The sequence below is a fragment of the Brevibacillus sp. AG162 genome, from assembly GCF_006715575.1.
In the GTDB taxonomy this organism is placed as follows: Bacteria; Bacillota; Bacilli; order Brevibacillales; family Brevibacillaceae; genus Brevibacillus; species Brevibacillus brevis.
Genome location: NZ_VFNO01000007.1, coordinates 51,257 through 71,950 on the forward strand (window position 1 = coordinate 51,257; position 20,694 = coordinate 71,950).

At 50.5% G+C, this 20,694-nt stretch carries 22 protein-coding genes; 21 read left to right on the forward strand and 1 reads right to left on the reverse strand.

What is annotated here, in order from left to right:
* The first annotated feature begins 3 nt into the window (after positions 1–3).
* The 21 genes from FB479_RS20465 (at position 4) to FB479_RS20570 (ending at position 19,437) form a co-directional block, all read left to right on the forward strand.
* The gene (locus tag FB479_RS20465) at positions 4–861 is read left to right on the forward strand and encodes a 3-hydroxyacyl-CoA dehydrogenase family protein (RefSeq protein ID WP_142066529.1); all 858 of its coding nucleotides are present in this window, start codon (positions 4–6) and stop codon (positions 859–861) included.
* Entirely contained in the window at positions 845–1,600 is a 756-nt protein-coding gene (locus tag FB479_RS20470) for a 3-hydroxyacyl-CoA dehydrogenase family protein (protein ID WP_142066530.1), read from the forward strand. Before FB479_RS20465 ends, FB479_RS20470 begins: the two co-directional genes overlap by 17 nt.
* Positions 1,597–2,796, forward strand: coding sequence for a thiolase family protein (locus tag FB479_RS20475; RefSeq protein WP_142066531.1), 1,200 nt, complete (start codon positions 1,597–1,599; stop codon positions 2,794–2,796). Before FB479_RS20470 ends, FB479_RS20475 begins: the two co-directional genes overlap by 4 nt.
* Before the next feature lie 33 nt (positions 2,797–2,829).
* Entirely contained in the window at positions 2,830–4,029 is a 1,200-nt protein-coding gene (locus FB479_RS20480) for a thiolase family protein (protein ID WP_106656168.1), read from the forward strand.
* Between the two features lie 27 nt (positions 4,030–4,056).
* Entirely contained in the window at positions 4,057–4,482 is a 426-nt protein-coding gene (locus tag FB479_RS20485; protein WP_142066532.1) for a thioesterase family protein, read from the forward strand.
* Positions 4,483–4,651: 169 nt separating this feature from the next.
* Positions 4,652–5,479 (forward strand): phenylacetic acid degradation operon negative regulatory protein PaaX, encoded by an 828-nt coding sequence (gene paaX, locus FB479_RS20490; protein ID WP_016741468.1) that lies wholly within the window; start codon positions 4,652–4,654, stop codon positions 5,477–5,479.
* A gap of 134 nt (positions 5,480–5,613) precedes the next feature.
* A complete protein-coding gene (locus FB479_RS20495; protein WP_007723424.1) occupies positions 5,614–6,492 on the forward strand; it encodes a branched-chain amino acid ABC transporter permease in 879 nt (292 codons plus the stop codon).
* Positions 6,492–7,520 carry a branched-chain amino acid ABC transporter permease gene (locus FB479_RS20500; protein ID WP_142066666.1) on the forward strand — a complete coding sequence of 343 codons (1,029 nt, stop codon included), beginning with the start codon at positions 6,492–6,494 and terminating at the stop codon, positions 7,518–7,520. The genes FB479_RS20495 and FB479_RS20500 overlap by 1 nt, the downstream gene beginning before the upstream one ends.
* Positions 7,517–8,278, forward strand: coding sequence for an ABC transporter ATP-binding protein (locus tag FB479_RS20505; RefSeq protein ID WP_142066533.1), 762 nt, complete (start codon positions 7,517–7,519; stop codon positions 8,276–8,278). The genes FB479_RS20500 and FB479_RS20505 overlap by 4 nt, the downstream gene beginning before the upstream one ends.
* 22 nt (positions 8,279–8,300) lie before the next feature.
* Positions 8,301–9,044: an ABC transporter ATP-binding protein gene (locus FB479_RS20510; RefSeq protein WP_017251564.1), complete on the forward strand. Its 744-nt coding sequence runs from the start codon at positions 8,301–8,303 to the stop codon at positions 9,042–9,044.
* 51 nt (positions 9,045–9,095) lie between these two features.
* Positions 9,096–10,283, forward strand: a complete 1,188-nt coding sequence (locus tag FB479_RS20515; RefSeq protein WP_106656173.1) for an ABC transporter substrate-binding protein — start codon at positions 9,096–9,098, stop codon at positions 10,281–10,283.
* 84 nt (positions 10,284–10,367) lie between these two features.
* A complete protein-coding gene (locus tag FB479_RS20520) occupies positions 10,368–11,195 on the forward strand; it encodes a methyl-accepting chemotaxis protein (protein ID WP_106656174.1) in 828 nt (275 codons plus the stop codon).
* Between the two features lie 115 nt (positions 11,196–11,310).
* The gene (gene paaA, locus FB479_RS20525; protein ID WP_142066534.1) at positions 11,311–12,279 is read left to right on the forward strand and encodes a 1,2-phenylacetyl-CoA epoxidase subunit PaaA; all 969 of its coding nucleotides are present in this window, start codon (positions 11,311–11,313) and stop codon (positions 12,277–12,279) included.
* A 10-nt stretch (positions 12,280–12,289) separates the two neighbouring features.
* Complete coding sequence (gene paaB / locus FB479_RS20530) at positions 12,290–12,622, forward strand: 1,2-phenylacetyl-CoA epoxidase subunit PaaB (RefSeq protein ID WP_015893218.1); 333 nt, start codon at positions 12,290–12,292, stop codon at positions 12,620–12,622.
* A 17-nt stretch (positions 12,623–12,639) separates the two neighbouring features.
* On the forward strand, positions 12,640–13,473 hold the full coding sequence (gene paaC / locus FB479_RS20535) for a 1,2-phenylacetyl-CoA epoxidase subunit PaaC (RefSeq protein WP_142066535.1): 834 nt from the start codon (positions 12,640–12,642) through the stop codon (positions 13,471–13,473).
* 17 nt (positions 13,474–13,490) lie between these two features.
* The gene (gene paaD / locus FB479_RS20540) at positions 13,491–13,994 is read left to right on the forward strand and encodes a 1,2-phenylacetyl-CoA epoxidase subunit PaaD (protein WP_106656177.1); all 504 of its coding nucleotides are present in this window, start codon (positions 13,491–13,493) and stop codon (positions 13,992–13,994) included.
* A gap of 24 nt (positions 13,995–14,018) precedes the next feature.
* Positions 14,019–15,461 carry an NAD-dependent succinate-semialdehyde dehydrogenase gene (locus FB479_RS20545; RefSeq protein ID WP_142066536.1) on the forward strand — a complete coding sequence of 481 codons (1,443 nt, stop codon included), beginning with the start codon at positions 14,019–14,021 and terminating at the stop codon, positions 15,459–15,461.
* A gap of 532 nt (positions 15,462–15,993) precedes the next feature.
* Entirely contained in the window at positions 15,994–16,866 is an 873-nt protein-coding gene (locus FB479_RS20555; RefSeq protein ID WP_142066538.1) for a cytochrome c oxidase assembly protein, read from the forward strand.
* Between the two features lie 43 nt (positions 16,867–16,909).
* Positions 16,910–17,368, forward strand: a complete 459-nt coding sequence (locus FB479_RS20560) for a DUF420 domain-containing protein (protein ID WP_106656180.1) — start codon at positions 16,910–16,912, stop codon at positions 17,366–17,368.
* Between the two features lie 96 nt (positions 17,369–17,464).
* The gene (gene cyoE / locus FB479_RS20565) at positions 17,465–18,400 is read left to right on the forward strand and encodes a heme o synthase (RefSeq protein WP_106656181.1); all 936 of its coding nucleotides are present in this window, start codon (positions 17,465–17,467) and stop codon (positions 18,398–18,400) included.
* A 122-nt stretch (positions 18,401–18,522) separates the two neighbouring features.
* Positions 18,523–19,437: a COX15/CtaA family protein gene (locus tag FB479_RS20570; protein ID WP_106656182.1), complete on the forward strand. Its 915-nt coding sequence runs from the start codon at positions 18,523–18,525 to the stop codon at positions 19,435–19,437.
* A gap of 493 nt (positions 19,438–19,930) precedes the next feature.
* On the opposite strand, the gene FB479_RS20580 is transcribed toward FB479_RS20570, so the two are convergent.
* Positions 19,931–20,680, reverse strand: coding sequence for a hypothetical protein (locus FB479_RS20580; protein WP_142066539.1), 750 nt, complete (start codon positions 20,678–20,680; stop codon positions 19,931–19,933).
* Positions 20,681–20,694 lie beyond the last annotated feature (14 nt).

A 20,694-nucleotide genomic window follows, 5' to 3' on the forward strand; every position in this document is an offset into this window, starting at 1 on the left:
CAAGTGAGTACGAAAACAGTAGGCGTCATCGGGGCGGGAACAATGGGAGCGGGAATTGCTCTCGTCTGTGCTCGCAAAGGACATCAGGTCATGCTGTTGGATGCGAATCAGGCGGTTTTGGATAAAGCGCTTGTCTATTTGCAATCGATCCTGACAAAAGACGTAGAGAAAAACAAAATCAGCGAGCAAGAAATGACAGAAACGCTAGAGCTGGTCCATCTCGTTTCGGAAATAGAGCAGTTGGCAGACTGCGATATCGTTATCGAAGCGGTGCCAGAGCGTCTAGATTTGAAAAAAAGCATTTTCAGCCAGCTTTGCGGGATTTGCAGAGAGGATGCCCTTTTACTAACGAATACTTCCTCCATCTCGATTACAGAGATTGCAGGAGGGCTATCGCATCCCGAGCGCATTCTCGGATTTCATTTTTTCAATCCGGCACCCGTCATGCCCTTGGTTGAGGTGATTCGCGGGAAAAAATCGAGCGAGGAAAATGTGGAAGTGGCGTATCGATTTGCGCAAGAGTTGGGCAAGGTGCCTGTTCTGGTGACGGACACCCCTGGCTTTATCGTCAATCGAATCGCACGTCCTTACTATAACGAAGCATTGCGCATCCTAGGCGATCATGTGGCAGATGTGGAGCAGATTGACCGCATCATGAAGCTGGCTGGCGGATTCAAAATGGGTCCGTTTGAGCTGCAAGACATGATTGGCATCGACATCAATTTTGCCACAACTAAATCGGTCTATACCGACTTCTTCCACGAAGGACGATTTAAGCCTAGCCGGATTCAGCAACAAATGGTTCAATCCGGCAGCTTGGGCAGAAAGACGGGGGAAGGCTTCTATGATTACAACAAATAAGGCTGTATTGCTCGTGGGCACAAGCCCGCTGTACGCAGAGTTGAATCAGCTGATGGTGGAAAGAGGCTACCAGGTGCTTACGCTTGCAGAAGCGATGGCGGAACCGGAGCTGGTCGAATTGGCTGTGGAAGTAAATAGCGTCGATATGCAGGCGAAAAAGAGGCAGGTACGCGAGCTGGATGACCTGTTGCCACCAAACGTACCGATCATCACGACTTCGCTCGCGGTTACAGCGACAGAAGTAGCGTCCTGGACACAGCATCCTGAACGCGTTTGCGGATTTGGAACGCTCGTGCCCTTGGTTGAACGGGAGCTGATCGAGATTGCCCCTGCCCTGCAAACGGAGCTGGATACAATTCGAGCAACGGAAGGCTTCTTTCAATCGCTCGGGAAAGAGACGGAAAACGTAAACGACGAGGTAGGTCTCGTGTTCCCGCGCATTTTAACACTCATTATCAATGAGGCTGCCTTTACCCTGATGGAAAAAGCAGCAACCGCTACCGATATCGATATCGCGATGAAAAAGGGCACCAACTACCCATACGGGCCTCTCGAATGGGCCGATCGCATCGGCTTGGATGAGATTTTTGCGATATCGAGAGGCTTGCAGCGCGATCTGGCCGAGGAGCGTTATCGTACAGCGCCGCTATTACGAAAGCTGGTGCTGGCAGGGCGTGTCGGCGTACGCAGTGGGCAAGGCTTCTACACGTACGAAGAAAAAGTGGGTGTAGAGGCATGAGCTTGACTAACAAGGAGGTGTACGTAGCGGCAGCAGTACGTACACCAATCGGCAAGCTGGGCGGAAGTCTGAAGAACACCCCCATCGACGACCTGACAGCGATTGTCTTGAATGGAGCGCTTGCAAAGGCAGGACAATCCGGTGAGATTGTGGATGGGGTCATCATGGGAAACGTCATATCGGCCGGACCGTTTATTAACATTGCACGCGTTGGTTTGTTGAAAGCAGGACTTCCTGACACCATACCTGGACTGACTGTGAATCGGGTGTGTGCATCCGGGCTAGAAGCAGTCAATTTGGCTGCGCAGTCCATCCAGGCAGGACATAGTCAGGTTATGCTGGCTGGCGGTGTAGAGAATTTGACTCGTTCACCGTACATCATGGAAAAATTCGAGCAGCCGTATCAACGTGGCGGACAGACGCTGATCGAGTCTTTTGGCGGACCACGTTCTGCTCCTGTCTCGCTTTATGGCGATCTGACCATGGGAGATACAGCGGAAAACGTGGCGGAGCAATTCGGCATCAGTCGCGAGGATCAAGATCGTTTTGCAGCAGAGAGCCAGTCTCGTGCTATCAACGCGATAGATGCAGGTCTGTTCCGCGATGAGATCATTCCGGTCACGTTAAAAGGGAAAAAAGGGGAAGAAACGCTGTTTGACACGGATGAATTCCCAAGAAGAGATTCCAGTGTGGAGTCATTGTCCAAGCTGCGTCCGGCCTTCCGAAAAGATGGCAGTGTCACAGCAGGCAACTCCTCCGGCATCAACGATGGTGCAGCGGCCTTGCTCTTGATGAATGAAGAAATGCTGCAAAAGACTGGCGTCGCTCCTTTAGGACGCATCGTTCATTTCGTCAGTGCTGGTGTTGATCCGCGCATTATGGGCATTGGTCCGGTCGCTGCGATCCGCAAGCTGCTCGCAGAAACGAACATGACCGTAGAGCAAATCGACCTGTTTGAGTTAAATGAAGCTTTTGCTTCCCAGTCACTCGCCTGCATGCGCGAGCTGGGACTGGACGCCTTGAAAACCAATGTAAATGGTGGAGCAATCGCGTTGGGTCATCCACTCGGAATGAGCGGTGCCCGACTGGCAGGTACGATTCTTTTCGAGCTGAGACGTCGCCAAAAGAAATACGGAATCGTTTCGTTGTGCATAGGCGGCGGTCAAGGATTGGCCACGTTAGTAGAAGCGCTATAGAAAAAAAACCTCGTGCATGGAAGGAGTGGAAGAATGAGTACACCTGTCATCATAGATGCTGTGCGCACGCCAATCGGCCGTATTGGTGGTGCGTTGAAGGATGTGCGCCCGGATGACCTGGGCGCATTGGTTATTCAAAAGCTGCTGGAGCGCAATCCTATCGATCCGAAGACGGTAGATGATGTCATCATGGGCTGTGCCAATCAGGCTGGGGAAGACAACCGCAATGTCGCGCGTATGTCACTTCTGTTGGCGGGACTGCCTGTCGAGGTGCCGGGAGTGACAGTGAACCGCCTGTGCGGCTCAGGTCTGGAGGCTGTGAACCAAAGCGCGAATGCAATCAAAGCCGGAGCAGGTCACGTCTATATCGCGGGCGGGACAGAGAGCATGACACGCTCTCCGCTGGTGATGATGAAGCCTGGCACTGCTTTTCAGCGCGGCAATCAGCAGCTGGTCGATACGACGTTGGGCTGGCGATTGGTCAACGAAAAAATGAAAGAGATGTATCCACCGATCAGCTTGGGGGAAACAGCGGAGAAGGTAGCGGAGCAATACGGTATTAGCCGTGAAGCGCAGGATGAGTTTGCTTTGCGCAGTCAGCAGAATTACGCACGTGCCTTGGCAGAAGGAAAGTGGGATGCAGAGATCGTTCCCGTTGAGCTGAAAGGGCGCAAAGGCGAGGTTACGCTGTTTGAACACGATGAGCATGCACGTCCGGAGACGACCATCGAACAGCTGCAAAAGCTGAAACCAGCATTCCAAGCAGATGGCAGTGTCACAGCAGGCAACTCCAGTGGTCTAAACGATGGAGCCTGCGCTCTGCTCATCATGGAACAGGAAGCGGCTCTTGCAGCTGGCTTGAAGCCTCGTGCAAGGATCGTCGCATCCGCAGTGGCAGGGGTCGATCCTTCCGTAATGGGAATTGGGCCAGTACCTGCTACGCGCAAAGTACTGAAGCAGGCAGGCTTGTCATTGGAGCAAATTGATCTGTTCGAATTCAACGAGGCTTTTGCGGCACAGGCAGTGGCGAGTGTACGCGAGCTGGGGGTCAACCCTGATCTGGTCAACGTAAATGGCGGAGCAATTGCTTTGGGCCATCCGCTCGGGTGTAGCGGAGCGCGCATCCTTACTACTCTGCTGTATGAAATGGAGCGTCGTGATGTCCGCTACGGGTTGGCAGCGATGTGCATTGGAGTTGGACAGGGGATTGCGACGATCATTGAGCGTGTGTAGCTTGGGCAAATAGGGAGGCAGGTACTCTTGATAGATAGACTGCAGCCGGGGACGACGGAAGAATTTACTGTGACAGTGACAAAGGACATGCTGCCTGTTTTTGAAGGACAAGTCGTGCATCCCGTGATGTCGACAGTCAGTATGATTTATTACATGGAATGGGCGGGAAGGCGCGTCATTTTACCATACCTGGAAGCCGATGAAGAGGGCTCGGGATTTGCTGTAGACATCAAGCATGTCGGCCCAGCAGTGATTGGTCAGGAGGTCACATTCCGGGCGACCTGTGTGCAGGTTACCGAAAAACGCGTGGTGTGCGAGGTTACGGCGGACACTACGCGTAATCGTGTAGGACTCGGGACGTTCGTCCAGGCCATCTTCAAAAAGGACGAGATCAAGCGTCGTTTTGAGGCCCTGCAAGCAGAGATCAACCAGGAAGTAAATGGGAATCAATAAATATGACAGAATAAATTGACTCTTTTAAAATGTTTTACTATAATTACGTTTAAATTACGTTATACGATTTTATCGTCATATACTCTCGGTCGATTCACGCACATCCTACAGAATATGGTACAATTTCACACAGCATATAGGTATGAATCGATTTGGGGGTAGAAGAAACGTGAAGCCACAATCCATGCTTTTTACAATTTACGGTGAATACGTCCGCCATTATGGAAGCGAAATCTGGATTGGTAGTCTGACCAAGCTGATGGGGGAATTCGGACTGTCGGAGCCGGCTGTTCGTGCAGCGATCTCCCGGATGCTTCGCCAAGGCTGGCTGGAATCGCGAAAAGTAGGGAACCGCAGCTTCTACTCGGTATCCGAGCGCGGCAAAAAGCGGCTGGAAGAGGCAGCGGCACGTATTTATAAGGTCGAGACAGATGTGTGGGACGGCAAGTGGTGCATTGCCAGCTACAACATCCCAGAGGAGCGTCGAGCGCTGCGTGATCAACTGCGCAAGGAGCTGGGCTGGATGGGCTTCGGGATGCTGACGACCAGCACATGGATCAGCCCGAATAACCTCAGTGATCGCGTGAAGGACCTGACGGAAGCCCACGAGATTACAGAGTATGTCGAGATTTTTACATCCGAGCATATGGGCTGGAGCAATCCGAAGCAGCTCGTACAGAAATGCTGGGATATCGATGAAATCAATGAAAAATACAAAGCCTTCATCGATGCGTACCGAGAAGAATACGAGCAGCTTTCAGCAAAACTCAGCAATGGGGAAGAGGTTCCAGACAGCCATTGCTTCGTGGAAAAGACAAAGCTGGTCCACCAATACCGCAAGTTCTTGTTCATCGATCCTGATTTGCCGCAGGAATTGTTGCCAGAGCTGTGGTTGGGCAAAGAGGCGGATCAGTTGTTCCAAAATTACTACCAGTTATTGAATCCAGGGGCAGTACGATTCTTCGAGACCGTGTATGAAGCTGCGCCATCCGCATAGGCGAAAGCTGCGAAGGAAAGGCCCTAGCACGTCTAGGGTCTTTTTCAATCAATCATTTTTCCATTATTTAAAATGTAAGCGTTTTACTTGGCTGTAGTTTGGTGGACGCGATACAAAGGGGGTACAGCACGAATATGACGGAATTGCTGCAGTACGTTGCAAACGGCCTTGTCAGCGGCGGGATTTACGCGATCGTAGCGGTTGGTTTCATCACGATTTACAACGTAAGCAAGGTGATTAATCTGGCGCAGGGTGAATTTTTGATGCTGGGCGGAATGGTCACAGTCGCTTTGATTGGCATGAATCTCCCGTATGGGTTGGCGGCATTGCTCGCGATCCTCATGGTCACCTTGATTGGGGTTTTGATGCAGAAATATGTAATCGCTTACGTCAAAAAGGCTAACCCAATTAGTTTGATTATTTTGACGATAGGCATTTCCACACTGATTCGCGGCATTGCCAGCTTTATTTGGGGAAAAGATGCGTTTGCACTCGAACCGATTACGAGCAATGAGCCGATCTCGATCGGCGGCGTGATGATCGCACAACAAAGTATCTGGATTTTGGCTGCTGTTCTTATCATTCTTTTTCTACTTTGGTACTTGATGGACAAGACGATTCTCGGCAAAAAAATTAACGCCTGTTCGATCAATCCGATGGCCGCTCGCCTGATGGGGATTAGCCCGACAAAGATGAGTATGCTGGCCTTTGCCATCAGTGGAGCGACAGGAGCAATTGCCGGAATCGTGATCGCGCCGCTTTCTGTGACGTCCTACGATATTGGCGTGCTGCTCGGAATCAAAGGCTTTTCCGCGGCCATTCTTGGCGGATTGGGAAATCCATTGGGTGCAGCCGTAGCCGCCTTTTTACTCGGGATCGTCGAGTCGCTGGGAGCTGGTTACATCAGTTCCGGCATGAAGGACGCGATCGCCTTTCTGGTGTTGATCGGCATGCTGTTGATTAAGCCATCCGGCATCTTTGGAGAACGCAGCGTTGGCAAAGGAGGGTTATGATGAAACAGATCATCGATAAGTGGGGCAAAAGCATTGGGATCTACCTGTTTTTCATGATTCTTTTCCCATTTGTTATGCCGGATGAATACTATCGTTCTGTCGGAATTATTATCGGTCTTCAAGCAATCGTAACCATCGGGCTATGCCTCGTGATGGGGCTGGCCGGACAAATTTCGCTGGGACAAGCAGCGTTTTGGGGGATAGGCGCCTATACGTCGGCAGTATTGACGACGAAGTACGGTCTGCCGCCATTTATTGGCCTCATAGCTGCTGCGATTGTCCCAGGGTTATTCGCCTTTATCCTCGGGCGGGCGATCGCGGGGCTGCAAGGTTACTACCTCGCCATGGCAACTCTCGCATTTGGCTACATCGTCCAGATCGGGATCACGGAATGGGAGTCCGTCACAGGGGGAGCAAACGGAATGATCAGCATTCCGCAGATGACTTACTTCGGTGGAAGCGAGCTATCCATGTACTTTCTGATTTGGGGAATCGTCACCTGTGTGCTGCTCTTCTCTCTCAATCTGCTGAATTCACGCGTTGGCAGAGCGTTTCGGGCGATTCACAAAAGTGAGATTGCCGCGACCTCGATGGGAATTGATGTCCGCAAGTTCAAGCTGAATGCCTTTGTGGTAAGCGGCATGTTCGCTGGTATTTCCGGCGGCTTGTATGCGCATTACATGGGAATTCTCGATCCGCAGCCGTTCGGACTGCACGAGTCGATCAAGTTTCTGACGATGGTCGTCATCGGCGGGATGACAAGCATCTGGGGCGCTTTGATCGGGACGATCCTGATTGGCTTTATCAGTGAAGGGCTGATCCTCTTGAGCGAAGTGGTGCCAGGCTTGCAGGGGGATGTGGACACGATTGTATTCGGTGCGATTCTCGTGCTGTTCATCATGTTCATGCCGGAAGGATTGGTTCCGCGCATCCGGGCTGCTTTCGAAAAAGGGCAGGGGAAAAAGGCGAAGGCCATGGCTGACGAAGCACAGCGAAAGCAGCAGGTGGAAAGGAAGGCTGCAACATGACAACACTTTTGGATGTGCAAAAGCTCTCTCGTGATTTTGGCGGCGTACGGGCAGTGAATCAAGTAGATTTTCAGGTGCGGGAAGGAGAGATTCTCGCGCTAATCGGTCCGAATGGCGCTGGGAAAAGCACCGTGCTCAACATGGTGTCGGGTGTGATCCCGCCTTCGGAAGGAGAGATTCGCTTCAGCAGCCAGCCGTTGACACGTGTAGAAGGCTATGAATATGCCGGACTGGGAATCACGCGAACCTTTCAAAACCTCCAGACCTTTGACGATATGACCGTCATGGAAAACGTCATGGTCGGCATGCATACCAAGACAAGTGCGAGTCTCTTTTCCTGCGGCATGAATCTCGCAAAGTCCCGCAAGGAAGAGAAGCTGATGCAGGAGCAGGCGCAGACGTGGATAGCGAATGTAGGACTGGCGGAGGAAGCGTCCTCGCTGGCTGGGAGCTTGCCATACGGGAAGCTGCGGCTGATGGAAATTGCCCGCGCGATGGTAGCCCAGCCGCGGCTGCTCTTGTTGGATGAGCCTGCCGCAGGTCTGAATCATACCGAGACCGCGGAGATGAGCCGCATGTTTTGCGAGATTCGCGACAACGGAACGGCTATTTTGCTAGTGGAGCATGACATGGACATGATCATGACGATTGCGGACCGCATCGTTGTATTGGATCAAGGATCAAAAATTGCAGAAGGAACCCCGCGTGAGATTCAGGAGAACCCGCGCGTGATTGCGGCGTATCTGGGTACAGAATGAAGCGCGAAAGAGGTGGACAAACATGGGGAAGGCAGTCCTTACAGTAGACAACATCACGGCTCGCTACGGTCCGGTGGAAGTGCTGCACGGGATTACTCTGCAAGTGAACGAGGGAGAAATCGTCTCCCTGTTAGGCGCAAATGGGGCAGGCAAAACGACACTTTTGAACTGTATCTGTGGTCTGCACGGCGACAAGGAAGGAAAGATTTGGTTTCGTGACGCGGACATTACGCGTGTTCCTGCGGAGCTGGTGGTACCTCGGGGCATGGCGCATGTACCGGAGCGCAGACAAATTTTTTCGACGCTGACCGTGGAGGACAATTTGTGGTTGGGTGCTTCTCATCGGATGCCCAAGACGAGCAAAAAGGAAATTGCCAAAGAAATGGAGACGGTGTATGAGCGTTTTCCCATTTTGGCAGAGCGAAAATGGCAGCTCGGGGGAACGCTTTCCGGGGGGCAGCAGCAGATGCTCGCCATTGGCAGGGCGCTCTTGTCTCGACCGCAGCTCCTCTTGTTGGACGAGCCTTCGCTAGGACTGGCTCCACTGATTGCCAAAGAAATCCTGACGATTGTGCAGGAGATTCGCTCGGAATGGGGCACCACGGTGCTGTTGGTCGAGCAAAATGCTCGCGCAGCGCTCGCTATTTCCGACCGGGCTTACGTACTCAGTACGGGAACCGTCATGCTGGAAGGGAAGGCAGACGAGATTAGCAATGACCCGCGTGTGCAATCTGCTTATTTGGGAAGCTCCCACGAAGCAGTTTAGTAACACTAGCAGTTTGATCAAGATCAACCACATACATGAGGGGGTACACCCATGAAAAAACGAACATTCAAAAAATGGCTTTTTCCAGCAGCAGTCGCTTCGCTCGTATTCTTGAGCGCCTGTGGAGGCGGCGCTACACCAGCAGCAGAGTCAGGCACTGGTGGCGCCAGCAAGGACCCGATCAAGGTCGGAGCAATTTTCTCGCTGACTGGTCCGAACAGTCCGCTCGGCGTACCGGAGAAGCAAGCGGTAGAGCTGTTGGTAAAAGAAATCAACGGCGCAGGCGGAGTAGATGGCCGACCGTTGGAAGTCATTTTTGAAGACGACAAGTCTGACAATACGGAAGCGGTAAAAGCAATCAAAAAGCTCGCTTCGAAAGAAAAGGTCGTAGCTGTACTCGGCTCCTCAGGCAGTGGTCCGTCTCTCGGGATGGCTGAGTATGCCGCAGCAGAAAAGCTCCCGTTGATCTCGATGGCAGCCGCAGACCAAATCACCAATCCGGTTCGTGCAGGCATCTACAAAACACCGCACACGGACGTGCACGGAACGAAGCGCATCTTCAAATATTTGAAGGAAAAAGGCATTACGAAAATCGCTACGCTCAATGACAGCAATCCATACGGAAGTGGCTGGACGACGCAGTTGCAAAAATATGCGCCTGAATACGGCATCACGATTGTAGCCGAAGAAAAGTACGGCACAAAAGATCCGTCCATGAGCTCCCAATTGACCAAGATCAAAGGAACGGATGCGCAGGCACTGATTGTGGCAGGTACGAATCCTGGACCCGCTACGATCGTGAAGGAAGCCAAGCAACTGAACCTCACTATTCCGATCATTAGCAGCCATGGCTCTGCGAACAGCAAATTCCTCGAACTGATTGGAGACGCTGGCGAGGGTGTCCTGATGGTAGCTGGAAAACTGCTCATCCCAGAACAAGTAGCGGCAGACGATCCGCAATCTGCGATCATCAAAAAATTCGTGGATGGCTATCAAGCTGCCTACAATACACAGCCAGACGGCTTCGCGGGATACGGATATGACGGCTTGAATTTGCTCGTGGAAGGCTTGAAGCAAGCAGGCGGCGACACATCCAAGCTGGGCGAAGTATTAGAAAAGGTGAAATACGTAGGGGTAACCGGAGAATTCAAGTTCACGGCTGATGATCATAATGGTCTGACAGAAGACAGTATGATCATGGTTGAAGTGAAGGAAGGAAAATTCCAGCTCGTTAAATAAGTGAAAGAAGTGAATTCCCTCCGCGTACTGATGAAGAATGCGGGGGGAATCGTTGTTTTCATCACAAGGGTAGGGGGATCATGCATGTCTCAATTGCTGAATAGCGTCTTAATGGTCGCACCGATTTTACAAAAAGCATTTTTGTCTGAATGTATGGTAGGAGTCACCGACAAAGAGAAGTTTCTCGCCTATTATCCGGCACAGGGCTTGAACCTGGGGATTCGAGTAGGAGACGAATTGCGCCCGGGGAGTATCAATGCGACAGCGGTAAAAGAGGGCAAGCGGGTAGTGAAGAAGATTTCCAAAGAGCTCTATGGCATTCCTTATATCGCAGTCGGTTATCCGCTTGTCGAAAACGGGCAAGTAGTCGGTTGCTTGGCGACAGGCGTGACGACTGATCAGGAGGATCACTTGCACGGTTTGGCTCAAAACTTGACGGACGCGCTGGAAAATATCGCACAGCACACAGAAAGTCTGGCAAAGGACGCGGACCATTTGGCACAAGCGAGCCACACGCTGAGTGATGCAGCTGGTCAATTAGGGCTGAAAATTGCAGAAACGACCCAGATTAACGAACTGATCCGCAATATCTCGACGCGCTCCAATGTACTCGGCTTGAATGCCGTTCTCGAAGCGGCACGTGCAGGGGCTGCTGGTCGTGGCTTTTCCGTGGTCGCAGAGGAAATCCGTCAGCTTTCCCAGACGACCGCTAGTTCAGCGAAGGGTATTTTCCTTCTATTAGATGAAATGAATGCACTCGTCGGGACGGTAACGGGCGAAATGGAGAAGACGATGAATCACAGTGTGAAGCAGTCGACACGAATACAGGAGCTGGATGCAGTCATGCAAGAGCTGCGGCACATGGCCGAGCAGTTGAAAAAGGCAGCAGAAATAACTGGGCGCGGAGAATAGATGAGTCCCTATGTAAGCGTATTGCAATAACGTATGACGTTATGTTATTATTGCGTTATAAAAACGTATTATAATTTTAACATAATGCATATCTGATAAAAGGAGGACGTTCTCCATGCAAATGAGGCTCGAACATGCGGATCTGACTGAAAACGAAAAGTTGGAAGCGTTTTTAGCGAGAATCGACCGCGGGGAAAAAATAGAGGCAGACGATTGGATGCCAGACGACTATCGCAACCAGTTGATCAAGCTGATTTCGATGCATGGCATCAGTGAGATCATGGGTGCCTTGCCGGAAAAAGAATGGGTACCAAAGGCGCCGACGCTGCGCAGAAAGCTGGCGATTATGGCGAAGGTCCAGGACGAGATGGGGCATGGTCAATTGCTGCTTCGCGTCGCAGAAGATTTGCTTGAACCATTGGGCAAGACGCGCGAGGATATCATGAATGATTTGTTTTCGAAAAGACTGAAATTTCACAATGTATTTCACATGGAAGCGCCTACCTGGGCTGATGCTGGTGTGATTGGCTGGTTGGTTGACGGAGCGGCTATCATTACGCAATCGATGTCCCTCGATACATCTTATGCACCTTACGCCCGCGCTCTGCATCGGATCTGTGCGGAAGAAAAGTTCCACGCCCAACACGGGGAGAGCATCGTGTTGGAGTTGGCAGAAGGCACCGATGAACAGCGCCAAATGCTGCAAGATGCCATCCATCGCTGGTGGCCTGCCCTCTTGATGTTTTTCGGGCCGCCGGAAAACGGCAACATTACGAGCAATCAGGAAGCCAACATGCGCTACAAGATTCGTACACAGACCAATGAAGAATTGCGCCAAGTATTCCTGAAAAAGTATTTGCCGCGTATTTTCCACCTTGGCTTCACAGTTCCAGACGATACGATTTACTTCGACGAGGCAGCAGACAAATGGGTCTACCAGCAGCCTGACTGGGAAGAGTTCAAGCAAATCGTCAAGGGAAACGGACCACGCTCCGCTCACCGTCTGAATCTTCGGGTAATGTCTTATGAGGAAACCAAATGGGTGCGCGACGCGATTATGTCGTACGGCCGACAAGTAGGGTAGGTGAATGTGGATGAGCAACGAGAACTTTTTCATATACGAAGTATTCAGCCAAAAAAGCGTAAATGCTCCGTTCGTCCAACAGTTCAGTTTGTTGGCACCCAATAAAGAAGTCGCATTGAGCATGGCGAGGGAGAATTTCCTGCGCCGTGAGCCTTGTTTTAATTTATGGGTAGTCAAGCGCGACGACATTTTTGGACTGCCCCCAGAGGAGCGTCCTTTCCTGGAGAGACTCGACAACAAGAGCTATCGGGAGACCAAAGGATACGGCGACTTGCAGTCGAGATGGCGCCACCATCGTGAGCAGTACGAAGAAAAACAGAAGCATGCAGGCAACGGCAGCTAAGCAGGAGGGATACAATCATGGGCGACCGTTTACATGTAGAAACAGTGGAAGCAGCAAAACAAAACCCGGCATTTGCAAAAGCCTTGACCGACCTGTTGTTCCAGCTTGCTGATGACGATTTTATATTGGCTTATCGTGGATCGGAATGGCTGGGGCTGGCTCCGCATATTGAAGAAGATGTGGCGTTTTCATCGATGTCTCAGGACATGATGGGCCATGCCGTGATGTTCTATGAAATGCTTGAACAGCTAGGGGTGGGCAAAGCAGACGATCTCGCACAGCTGCGCGAGGCGAAGGCGTTTTCCAATGCGATCTTGGTAGAGCGTAAAAACGGTGACGGCGAATACAACGATCAACCTCATTACGATTGGGCTTATGCCATTGTTCGCAGCTATGTGTACGGCTTATACAAGCAGATTCGCTTGGAGGCTCTTACACAGTCGTCATACGCACCACTCGCGCTGGTCAGTCGCAAAATGATGACAGAGCATCGCTATCATCTGATGCACTGGCAAGTCTGGTTGAAGCAATTGGCAAACAGTACGGCTGATGCGCGTCAGAGGCTGGAGGCAGCCATCGCAAAAGTTTGGAAGGATGCAGGGGAGCTGCCTTATCTTGGACCAAATCAGGTCGATATCGTTCAATTTGGTCTGATTGCAGAAGAAGAGCAACTGAAACAAAAATGGCTGACACTGACCAAAGACATTTTCGATAAAGCTGGCCTTGATTGGCGGGGTGAGCCAGGCGTGCCACAAGAGCGTGGCCGTCACGGTGAACATACTGCTGATCTGGTGCAAGCATTGGCTACCTTGTCTGAAGTGTATCGCATTGATCCGGCTGCAGGCTGGTAAAAAGGAGTGATTCTCTCATGGCGCAAGAAGAACTGCAACTGCATGAAGGGCTTGAAGCGACATGCTGGGAACTGCTGCAGCAAGTAACAGATCCCGAAATTCCGGTGATCAGCATGGTGGAGATGGGGATGATTCACAAAGTGCGCGTCGAGGCAGACGTCGTACACGTCGAGGTGCTCCCTACCTTTGTCGGCTGTCCGGCACTCGAGATCATGAAGAAGAACATCACAGAAAAGCTGGTGGAGGCAGAAGGAATCAATCAGGTTCAGGTAGCTTTTGTCTATGATCCAGCCTGGACATCTGATCGTATCGCCTTGGATGCTCGCGATAAGCTGAAAAGCTTTGGCATCGCGCCGCCACCGCTTGACTTCAAACCGGGAGATACATGGGAAGTAGCCTGTCCCTACTGTGATTCCCCGTATACACAAATGGAAAATTTGTTTGGCCCTGCTGCTTGTCGAAGTATTTTGTATTGCCGGCATTGCAAAAATCCGTTTGAGGCCCTAAAACCAATCTATTGAGAGAGATTGAGAGGAGCGAATGTCATGGGAGAGTACAAACAAATGTTTATGAATGGAGAATGGGTGACTGCCGAGAGTGGCGAGTCCATTCAGATTACGAATCCTGCTACAGGTGAAACAGTTGGCACAGTAACCTTTGGCGATGGTCGCGATGCCAACAAGGCCATCGACGCTGCTCATCAGGCATTTGCCAGCTGGTCTCGACTGACTGCTCGCGAGCGCGCCAAATATTTGTACAACTTGTCCGAGCTGGTGAAAAACAATCGGGATGAACTGGCGGGCATCATTTCTGCTGAAATGGGCAAGCCTTTGGGCGAGGCAAAAGGCGAAGTGCTGGGTGCCGCTGATAACTTTGTCTGGTACGCAGAAGAAGCCAAGCGTGTCAACGGAGAAACGATCCCATCCTCCGTGGCGAACAAGCGCATCATGGTGCTGCGTCAGCCTGTAGGGGTGGTAGGGGCGATTACCCCGTGGAACTTCCCGGTGAACATGGTGGCACGTAAGATCGCTCCGGCTTTGGCTGCGGGCTGCACGGTGGTTTTAAAGCCAGCAGAAAGCACGCCGCTGTCTGCGATTCGCATGTTTGAGCTGATTGAGCAGGCTGGCTTTCCAAAAGGCGTCGTAAACCTCGTCATTGGAAATCCTGAATCGATTGGGAAGGAGTTCATCGATAATCCGAAGCTCTCCAAAATCGGATTTACAGGCTCCACTCGTGTCGGCAAACTGTTGATGGAGGGCGCCGCGAAGCAAGTGAAGCGCGTCAGCATGGAGCTTGGTGGTCACGCGCCGTTCATCGTATTCCCGGATGCCGATCTGGATGCAGCCGTAAAAGGTCTGTTTGAGAGCAAGTTCCGCAACTCCGGTCAAATGTGCATTTGCACGAATCGTTTGTACGTCCATGAGGATGTCGCAGATGCGTTCACAGAAAAGCTGGTAGAGCGTCTGAAGCGTGCAAAGGTAGGGGATGGCCGCCAGAAAGAGACGGAGATCGGTCCACTGGTGAACGAGCGTGCCTTGAACAAGGTGCTCGAGCACATCGAGGACGCCAAGGAAAAAGGCGGGCAAGTGGTATACGGCGGAAATCGTTTGGTTGAAGGTGATTATGCGAAGGGCTTCTATTGCGAACCGACCTTGATTGCTGGCGTTACAACGGATATGAAAATCTCCTATGAGGAAACGTTCGGTCCTGTCGTTCCACTCGTGCGTTTTACAGAGGAAGCGGATGTCGTACAGATGGCAAACGACACCCGTTACGGCTTGGCTGCTTATGTGTACACCCGCGATAATCAGCGTTGCTTCCGTATGGCTGAGCTCCTCGAATACGGAATTGTTGGAATCAATGATGGTTCGCCTACGCAGACACAAGCGCCGTTTGGCGGTTTCAAGGAAAGTGGTATCGGCCGTGAGGGTGGCCGCTACGGAATGGATGAGTATTTGGAAACCAAGTTCGTTTCCTTTGGGCTGTAAGATAAGAAGCGAAGAAGAGTTCAGATAAGATCTGGACTCTTTTTATATTGGAAAGGTTTTAAAAGATACCGATGAACCAATAAAGCTGGTGAGAAGAAAAAGCACAGGGCTCGTAGACCTTGACAACGCCTACCCAGTCGGAACTTCCAAAAGGGGACCACGCTTGTCGAACACTTCTTCTCTGAGAAACTTCCGCCCGTAGGGTGGCTTTGGCTCGACGGTGCCCTTTTGGAAGTGGAGACGGACAGTCAATCCCCCTTGCGGGCGTGTCAGAGTCGAAGAGAACTGTGCTTTTTCTTCTCCTCCACTATGTAGATTCAATTGTGTAAGTTTTGTGAACTGTATTGTTCAACACTTTGTTCATTTTTGTCTACAAAGAAAAAGGGAATCAACGGTATAATGGAGATTGGATCAAGGGCAACATTTAATAGATAAAAATTGGTATTTCATATTGACACAAAACGTACATATGACGACGCCCAGCGAGTGTGGTTTCGTCCAAGAATTTCCATTTGGAAGGGAGGATATAAACATGGGAAATGCACATCAAATGCACGAGATGTCATCAGGAATGGGGCCAGCGTCCTTTTCGGACTTGTGGAGCCCTGACGTGATGCTTTTGACGCTGATTGTAGCAACCGCTTACTTTCTCATAACAGGTCCCATGCATAAACGTTTTGCCAATGCTACACCGGCTACGACGAAGCAACGCTTACTTTTTGTATTGGCAATCGTGTTGTTTTACGCCGCACAAGGAAGCCCTATCAGTTATTACGGCCATCATTACATGTTTAGTTTGCACATGCTCCAACAATCGATCTTGTACTTTGCCCTGCCACCGCTTATGCTTCTGGCAATGCCTGAATGGCTTTTGGCCAAGATTTTCCGTCCGAAAGCACTGAAGTTTATCCTTAACTCTTTGACACATCCGTTAGTAGCAGCGCTGTTGTTCAACTCACTATTTTCCTTCTACCATGTTCCGTTTATTTTCGATGCCATCGCGATCAATCATGAATGGATGACGTTTTATCATATCATTCTCGTGATTGCAGCATTTGCGATGTGGTGGCCAATTGTGAGTCCGTTGTCTGATAACAAACGACAACTGGCCGGATTGAAAAAACTGTCGTACGTTTTTGCAAATGGTGTCTTGATTACGCCAGCCTGTGCGCTGATTATTTTTGCGTCGGAACCACTGTACACTACGTATATAGCAGCTCCACAGCTATTCCAGAGCCTCGACGCGTTTAACGACCAGCGTCTTGGCGGAATCATTATGAAGCTGGTACAGGAGCTTGTTTACGGCTGTGTGCTGGCCTATGTCTTCTACCATTGGTACAAGGCAGAGAAGCAGGACGACATGCCGATGGATCAATCTTTCGGTGCGGAAAAGCCGACTTTTTAAATACGCGCGAACAGCAGAAACGTTTGTTGAATGAGGTGAAAAAATGGGGCTCCTATTGCCTACGGTAAGTACGGCTTTTATCGTCATTAGCGGAATACTCGTTGCGATTGGCTGGTACGCCATTGCGAAAAAGCAAGTAGAAAAGCATATGAAGATTATGAAATGGGCTGCAATCTGTGCCACGATCTTCTTTATCACGTATGTTTCCAGAACGGCTTTTATCGGAAACACGCATTTTGGTGGACCAGACAGCATCAAGCCAATCTATCAGACGTTCTTGTTCTTCCACATCATTCTGGCAACAGTCGGTGGTGTGATGGGCCTGATTACACTCAGATACGCTTACACGAAAAACTATGCTTCGCATCGTAAGATCGGTCCTTGGACGTCCATTGTTTGGTTTGTCACTTCCATTACAGGAGCTGCGGTTTATCTGCTGCTGTACTGGATTTATCCAGGTGGCGAGACGTCTGGCGTGCTGGATGTAATTTTTGGTAAGTAGTCGGTTTAGTAGTTTTTTTGGCAATGGATACAATGTAGTTAGTTTATCCAGTTATGATTCGGATGTTCAGATAGAAGGAAACAGGAGGTACAAAACGTGGACCAGCAAATGACCGTGCAGGAATCGCTTGATACCGATGCTTCTTTGCAGACACAGCCGGTAGGGCCTGCTACCTTTCGAGATTACGTACAACTGACGAAGCCTGGTATTACCCTGTCAAACTTGATGACCACTTTTGCTGCTTTATGGTTAGCGTCCTACGGTTATCCGAACTGGAAACTGGCTTTTTTCACCATGCTAGGAACCGCTTTGGTCATTATGTCGGGTGCGGCTTTGAACAATTTCTACGACCGTGATCTGGACAAAAAAATGAAGCGGACGCAAAATCGTGCGGTAGCGACCGGAAGAATTTCTGCACGTAACGCGATCCTCTTAGGAATCGGCCTGCTGTTGGCAGGGGTTACTGTGTTGGCTGTATATGCGAATCCCTTGGCGGCGGTTTGGGGATTGATCGGTCACATTTTTTACGTGTTGATTTACACGCCGCTGAAACGAGTGACCACTCTCAATACGGTGATTGGCGGTATTTCAGGTGCAGCTCCTCCGGTGATTGGGTGGGTAGCGGTAACAGGCACCATGGACATGACTGCTTGGCTGTTGTTCCTGGTCTTGTTCTTGTGGCAGCCACCCCATTTTTTGGCGTTGGCCATGCTGAAAACAGAAGAATACCGTGCAGGTAATCTGCCGATGCTACCGGTAGTAAAAGGCTTTGCCGAGACGAAACGACAAATGGTGCTGTGGGGTTCGGTGTTGTTCCCGGCTTCTTTGCTGCTGTTTGTCCATGCCAGCCTAGGCTATGTGTATTTGCTCATCATGGGCGTGATGGGGATTGTGTACCTGGTTCTGCTTTTCCAAGGGTTCAAAACCAAGGATGAACTTGCTTGGGCACGCAAACTGTTCGGTTATTCCATCCTTTATTTGACCGTGTTTTGTGCAGCGATCGTCATTAGTACCATGGTCAACTATTATTGACACGAAACACTCACTAAATGTTCACGGAACATCCCTTGCTTAGCAGGGGATGTTTCATTATCGTAAAAGAGGACATAGAACGAGGTGTTTTTTGATCCTCACAAGAAACAGGGTGAATTACTATGGAAAAATGGCTGAAGCCGTTAGCTTTTCTTGCTACCTTGATCATGTTTATCGTGATGGTAGCGGGTTCGCTTGTTACCAAGACAGATTCAGCGCTCGGCTGTGGGAATGACTGGCCGCTGTGCAACGGTAAATGGGTCCCGGAATACACATTGGCATCCATTATTGAATATTCTCACCGCCTGATTACAGGTGTTGCCGGTATTGTTGTCGTGATTTTCTCTGTACTCTGCTGGCGCTATTACAAAGGCAACCAAGAAGTTCGCAATCTCGCTATTTTTGGTTTATTTTTCATCGTAGTGGAGTCCATTCTCGGTGCTTCTGCCGTCATTTGGCCACAGTCCTCATCTGTTTTGGCTCTGCACTTCGGATTCTCCTTGCTTGCTTATTCAGGCGTGTTCTTGTTGAGTGTGTTCGTTTACCAGCGGGAAAAAACGCAAAGCTTGGTGAAGACGACCGTCTCAAAAGGCTTCCGCAACTGGATGTGGTTCGTCGCTACTTATACGTACGCTGTCGTTTATCTCGGAGCGTATGTCAGACATACGGGTTCAAGTATGGCATGTAGTGACTGGCCGCTGTGTCAGGGACAGGTCATCCCAGAGTTGTACGGACAGACCGGTATTCATTTTGCCCACAGAATCGCTGCGTTGGTGTTGGGATTCTTGTTGTTGGGGACAATGATTTACTGTATGCGCCATTTCAAGGAAAAACGGCGTGATTTGTACGGTGCAAGTATCCTGAGCTTTATTCTTTGCATTGCTCAGGTGTTCAGCGGTGGCTTCGTAATTATTTACAAGCTTCACCTGTACGCGACGCTGACTCACTCGATGATCATTACGATTTTGTTCGGGATCATCTGCTACATGTGTTTGCAGACGTTGAAGTCACCGACAAATGAAAAGTTGAGAAGATAAGAGGAAAGCTGCGCTCCTGATCGTGGGAGGGCAGCTTTTTTATTATGTAGCTGTAGTGGTGGGGGAAGAAGCGCATTTCCAGTCTACGCTTCGGCCTCCGCCCCGCAAGGGAGATTGACTGTCCGCTCAGAAATAAATGGCGGGAGCGCTTCAAAAGTAGTGTATCGAGGAAGTATTCGCAGAGGTTGAAGCTGAAAACCCCCGCCATTTATTTCTAAGCTGGGTAGGGCTCCAGAGGCGCTTGGACTGGAAATGCACTTCTTCCTACGCGACTTTTTATTAAACATCTTGCGAGTAAATTCAAAAAGCTCCTTGTCATACTTTCACAATGGTGTAAAAGTATCGGAGCACATAGACAGCTGTAGGGAAGTCCTGTCACATGTTCGGAAGGAGACCGCCCGAACGTAGAGAGGAAAAAGGCGACTGGAGAACATGTGGCAGGGCTTCGATCCCATCACAACCGATAGAGGACAACGAATTATGAACCGTCAGACTATTGCCCAGACGGTTTTTCAACATTCATCGGAACAAAAACACCATTTTTCCAATGGTAAATCTGTAGTGTCGTCTCAGGTTTGCCCGGCAGTAATTCACCTGTATCCGGGTTCAGCTCCTGCTGCGTTTGCCAGTGGTAAAGCAAAGGTTTTTCACTGTCGTCATGAAGGATTTGATAACTTCCTACGGTCTGGAAAAGTTGACCACCCGGCACGGAAACTGTTTGCCGTAACAATCCCTCCCATGCCTTGACCAGGCGTCCTTTATCCAAATACCACAGATTCGACTCGTAGACACAAATGCCGGTGCCGCCAGTATGATGGACGGTTTCAAATACCCGTTTATCTGCGAGCAAACGCAGTTCAGCGTCGTCGTTGTTGTCGATCTCGGAGTGATTCACTTCACGCGTATAGTCCCAATGATCCAATTGCAGGCGCGATGGATTCCAGTCCTCTTCCGCAATGAGGGCATAGGTACGATCTGGCTTCTGATCCAAAATGTAAAAGTTTCCGATATGCACGCTGCTGTTATGCTTGGCGACAATTTCCAGTTCCGGGTCATCATCCAGATTGAGGAGCTGAAAATCAAAGTAGTCGGTCACAACGGGATCTTTGGCTTGCTTGTTAATCCAGTCGATGACTTGGGCTTTGGTAGGGTTCTTAGATGCAAGGGAGACGGGGGCAGCGTGGACGAGATAAGGGATGGCGAGCCCCAAGGTCAAGGTGAGCAACAGGCGGGAATTACGCAACGGTAACGAGCTCC

What these genes read in the sequence shown, in the direction of transcription:
- FB479_RS20470 (WP_142066530.1), top strand. Translation starts at nt 845, where the DNA reads ATGATTACAACAAATAAGGCTGTATTGCTCGTGGGCACAAGCCCGCTG.
- FB479_RS20475 (WP_142066531.1), top strand. Translation starts at nt 1,597, where the DNA reads ATGAGCTTGACTAACAAGGAGGTGTACGTAGCGGCAGCAGTACGTACA.
- FB479_RS20480 (WP_106656168.1), top strand. Translation starts at nt 2,830, where the DNA reads ATGAGTACACCTGTCATCATAGATGCTGTGCGCACGCCAATCGGCCGT.
- FB479_RS20495 (WP_007723424.1), top strand. Translation starts at nt 5,614, where the DNA reads ATGACGGAATTGCTGCAGTACGTTGCAAACGGCCTTGTCAGCGGCGGG.
- FB479_RS20500 (WP_142066666.1), top strand. Translation starts at nt 6,492, where the DNA reads ATGAAACAGATCATCGATAAGTGGGGCAAAAGCATTGGGATCTACCTG.
- FB479_RS20505 (WP_142066533.1), top strand. Translation starts at nt 7,517, where the DNA reads ATGACAACACTTTTGGATGTGCAAAAGCTCTCTCGTGATTTTGGCGGC.
- FB479_RS20510 (WP_017251564.1), top strand. Translation starts at nt 8,301, where the DNA reads ATGGGGAAGGCAGTCCTTACAGTAGACAACATCACGGCTCGCTACGGT.
- FB479_RS20515 (WP_106656173.1), top strand. Translation starts at nt 9,096, where the DNA reads ATGAAAAAACGAACATTCAAAAAATGGCTTTTTCCAGCAGCAGTCGCT.
- FB479_RS20520 (WP_106656174.1), top strand. Translation starts at nt 10,368, where the DNA reads ATGTCTCAATTGCTGAATAGCGTCTTAATGGTCGCACCGATTTTACAA.
- paaA (WP_142066534.1), top strand. Translation starts at nt 11,311, where the DNA reads ATGCAAATGAGGCTCGAACATGCGGATCTGACTGAAAACGAAAAGTTG.
- paaB (WP_015893218.1), top strand. Translation starts at nt 12,290, where the DNA reads ATGAGCAACGAGAACTTTTTCATATACGAAGTATTCAGCCAAAAAAGC.
- paaC (WP_142066535.1), top strand. Translation starts at nt 12,640, where the DNA reads ATGGGCGACCGTTTACATGTAGAAACAGTGGAAGCAGCAAAACAAAAC.
- paaD (WP_106656177.1), top strand. Translation starts at nt 13,491, where the DNA reads ATGGCGCAAGAAGAACTGCAACTGCATGAAGGGCTTGAAGCGACATGC.
- FB479_RS20545 (WP_142066536.1), top strand. Translation starts at nt 14,019, where the DNA reads ATGGGAGAGTACAAACAAATGTTTATGAATGGAGAATGGGTGACTGCC.
- FB479_RS20555 (WP_142066538.1), top strand. Translation starts at nt 15,994, where the DNA reads ATGGGAAATGCACATCAAATGCACGAGATGTCATCAGGAATGGGGCCA.
- FB479_RS20560 (WP_106656180.1), top strand. Translation starts at nt 16,910, where the DNA reads ATGGGGCTCCTATTGCCTACGGTAAGTACGGCTTTTATCGTCATTAGC.
- FB479_RS20570 (WP_106656182.1), top strand. Translation starts at nt 18,523, where the DNA reads ATGGAAAAATGGCTGAAGCCGTTAGCTTTTCTTGCTACCTTGATCATG.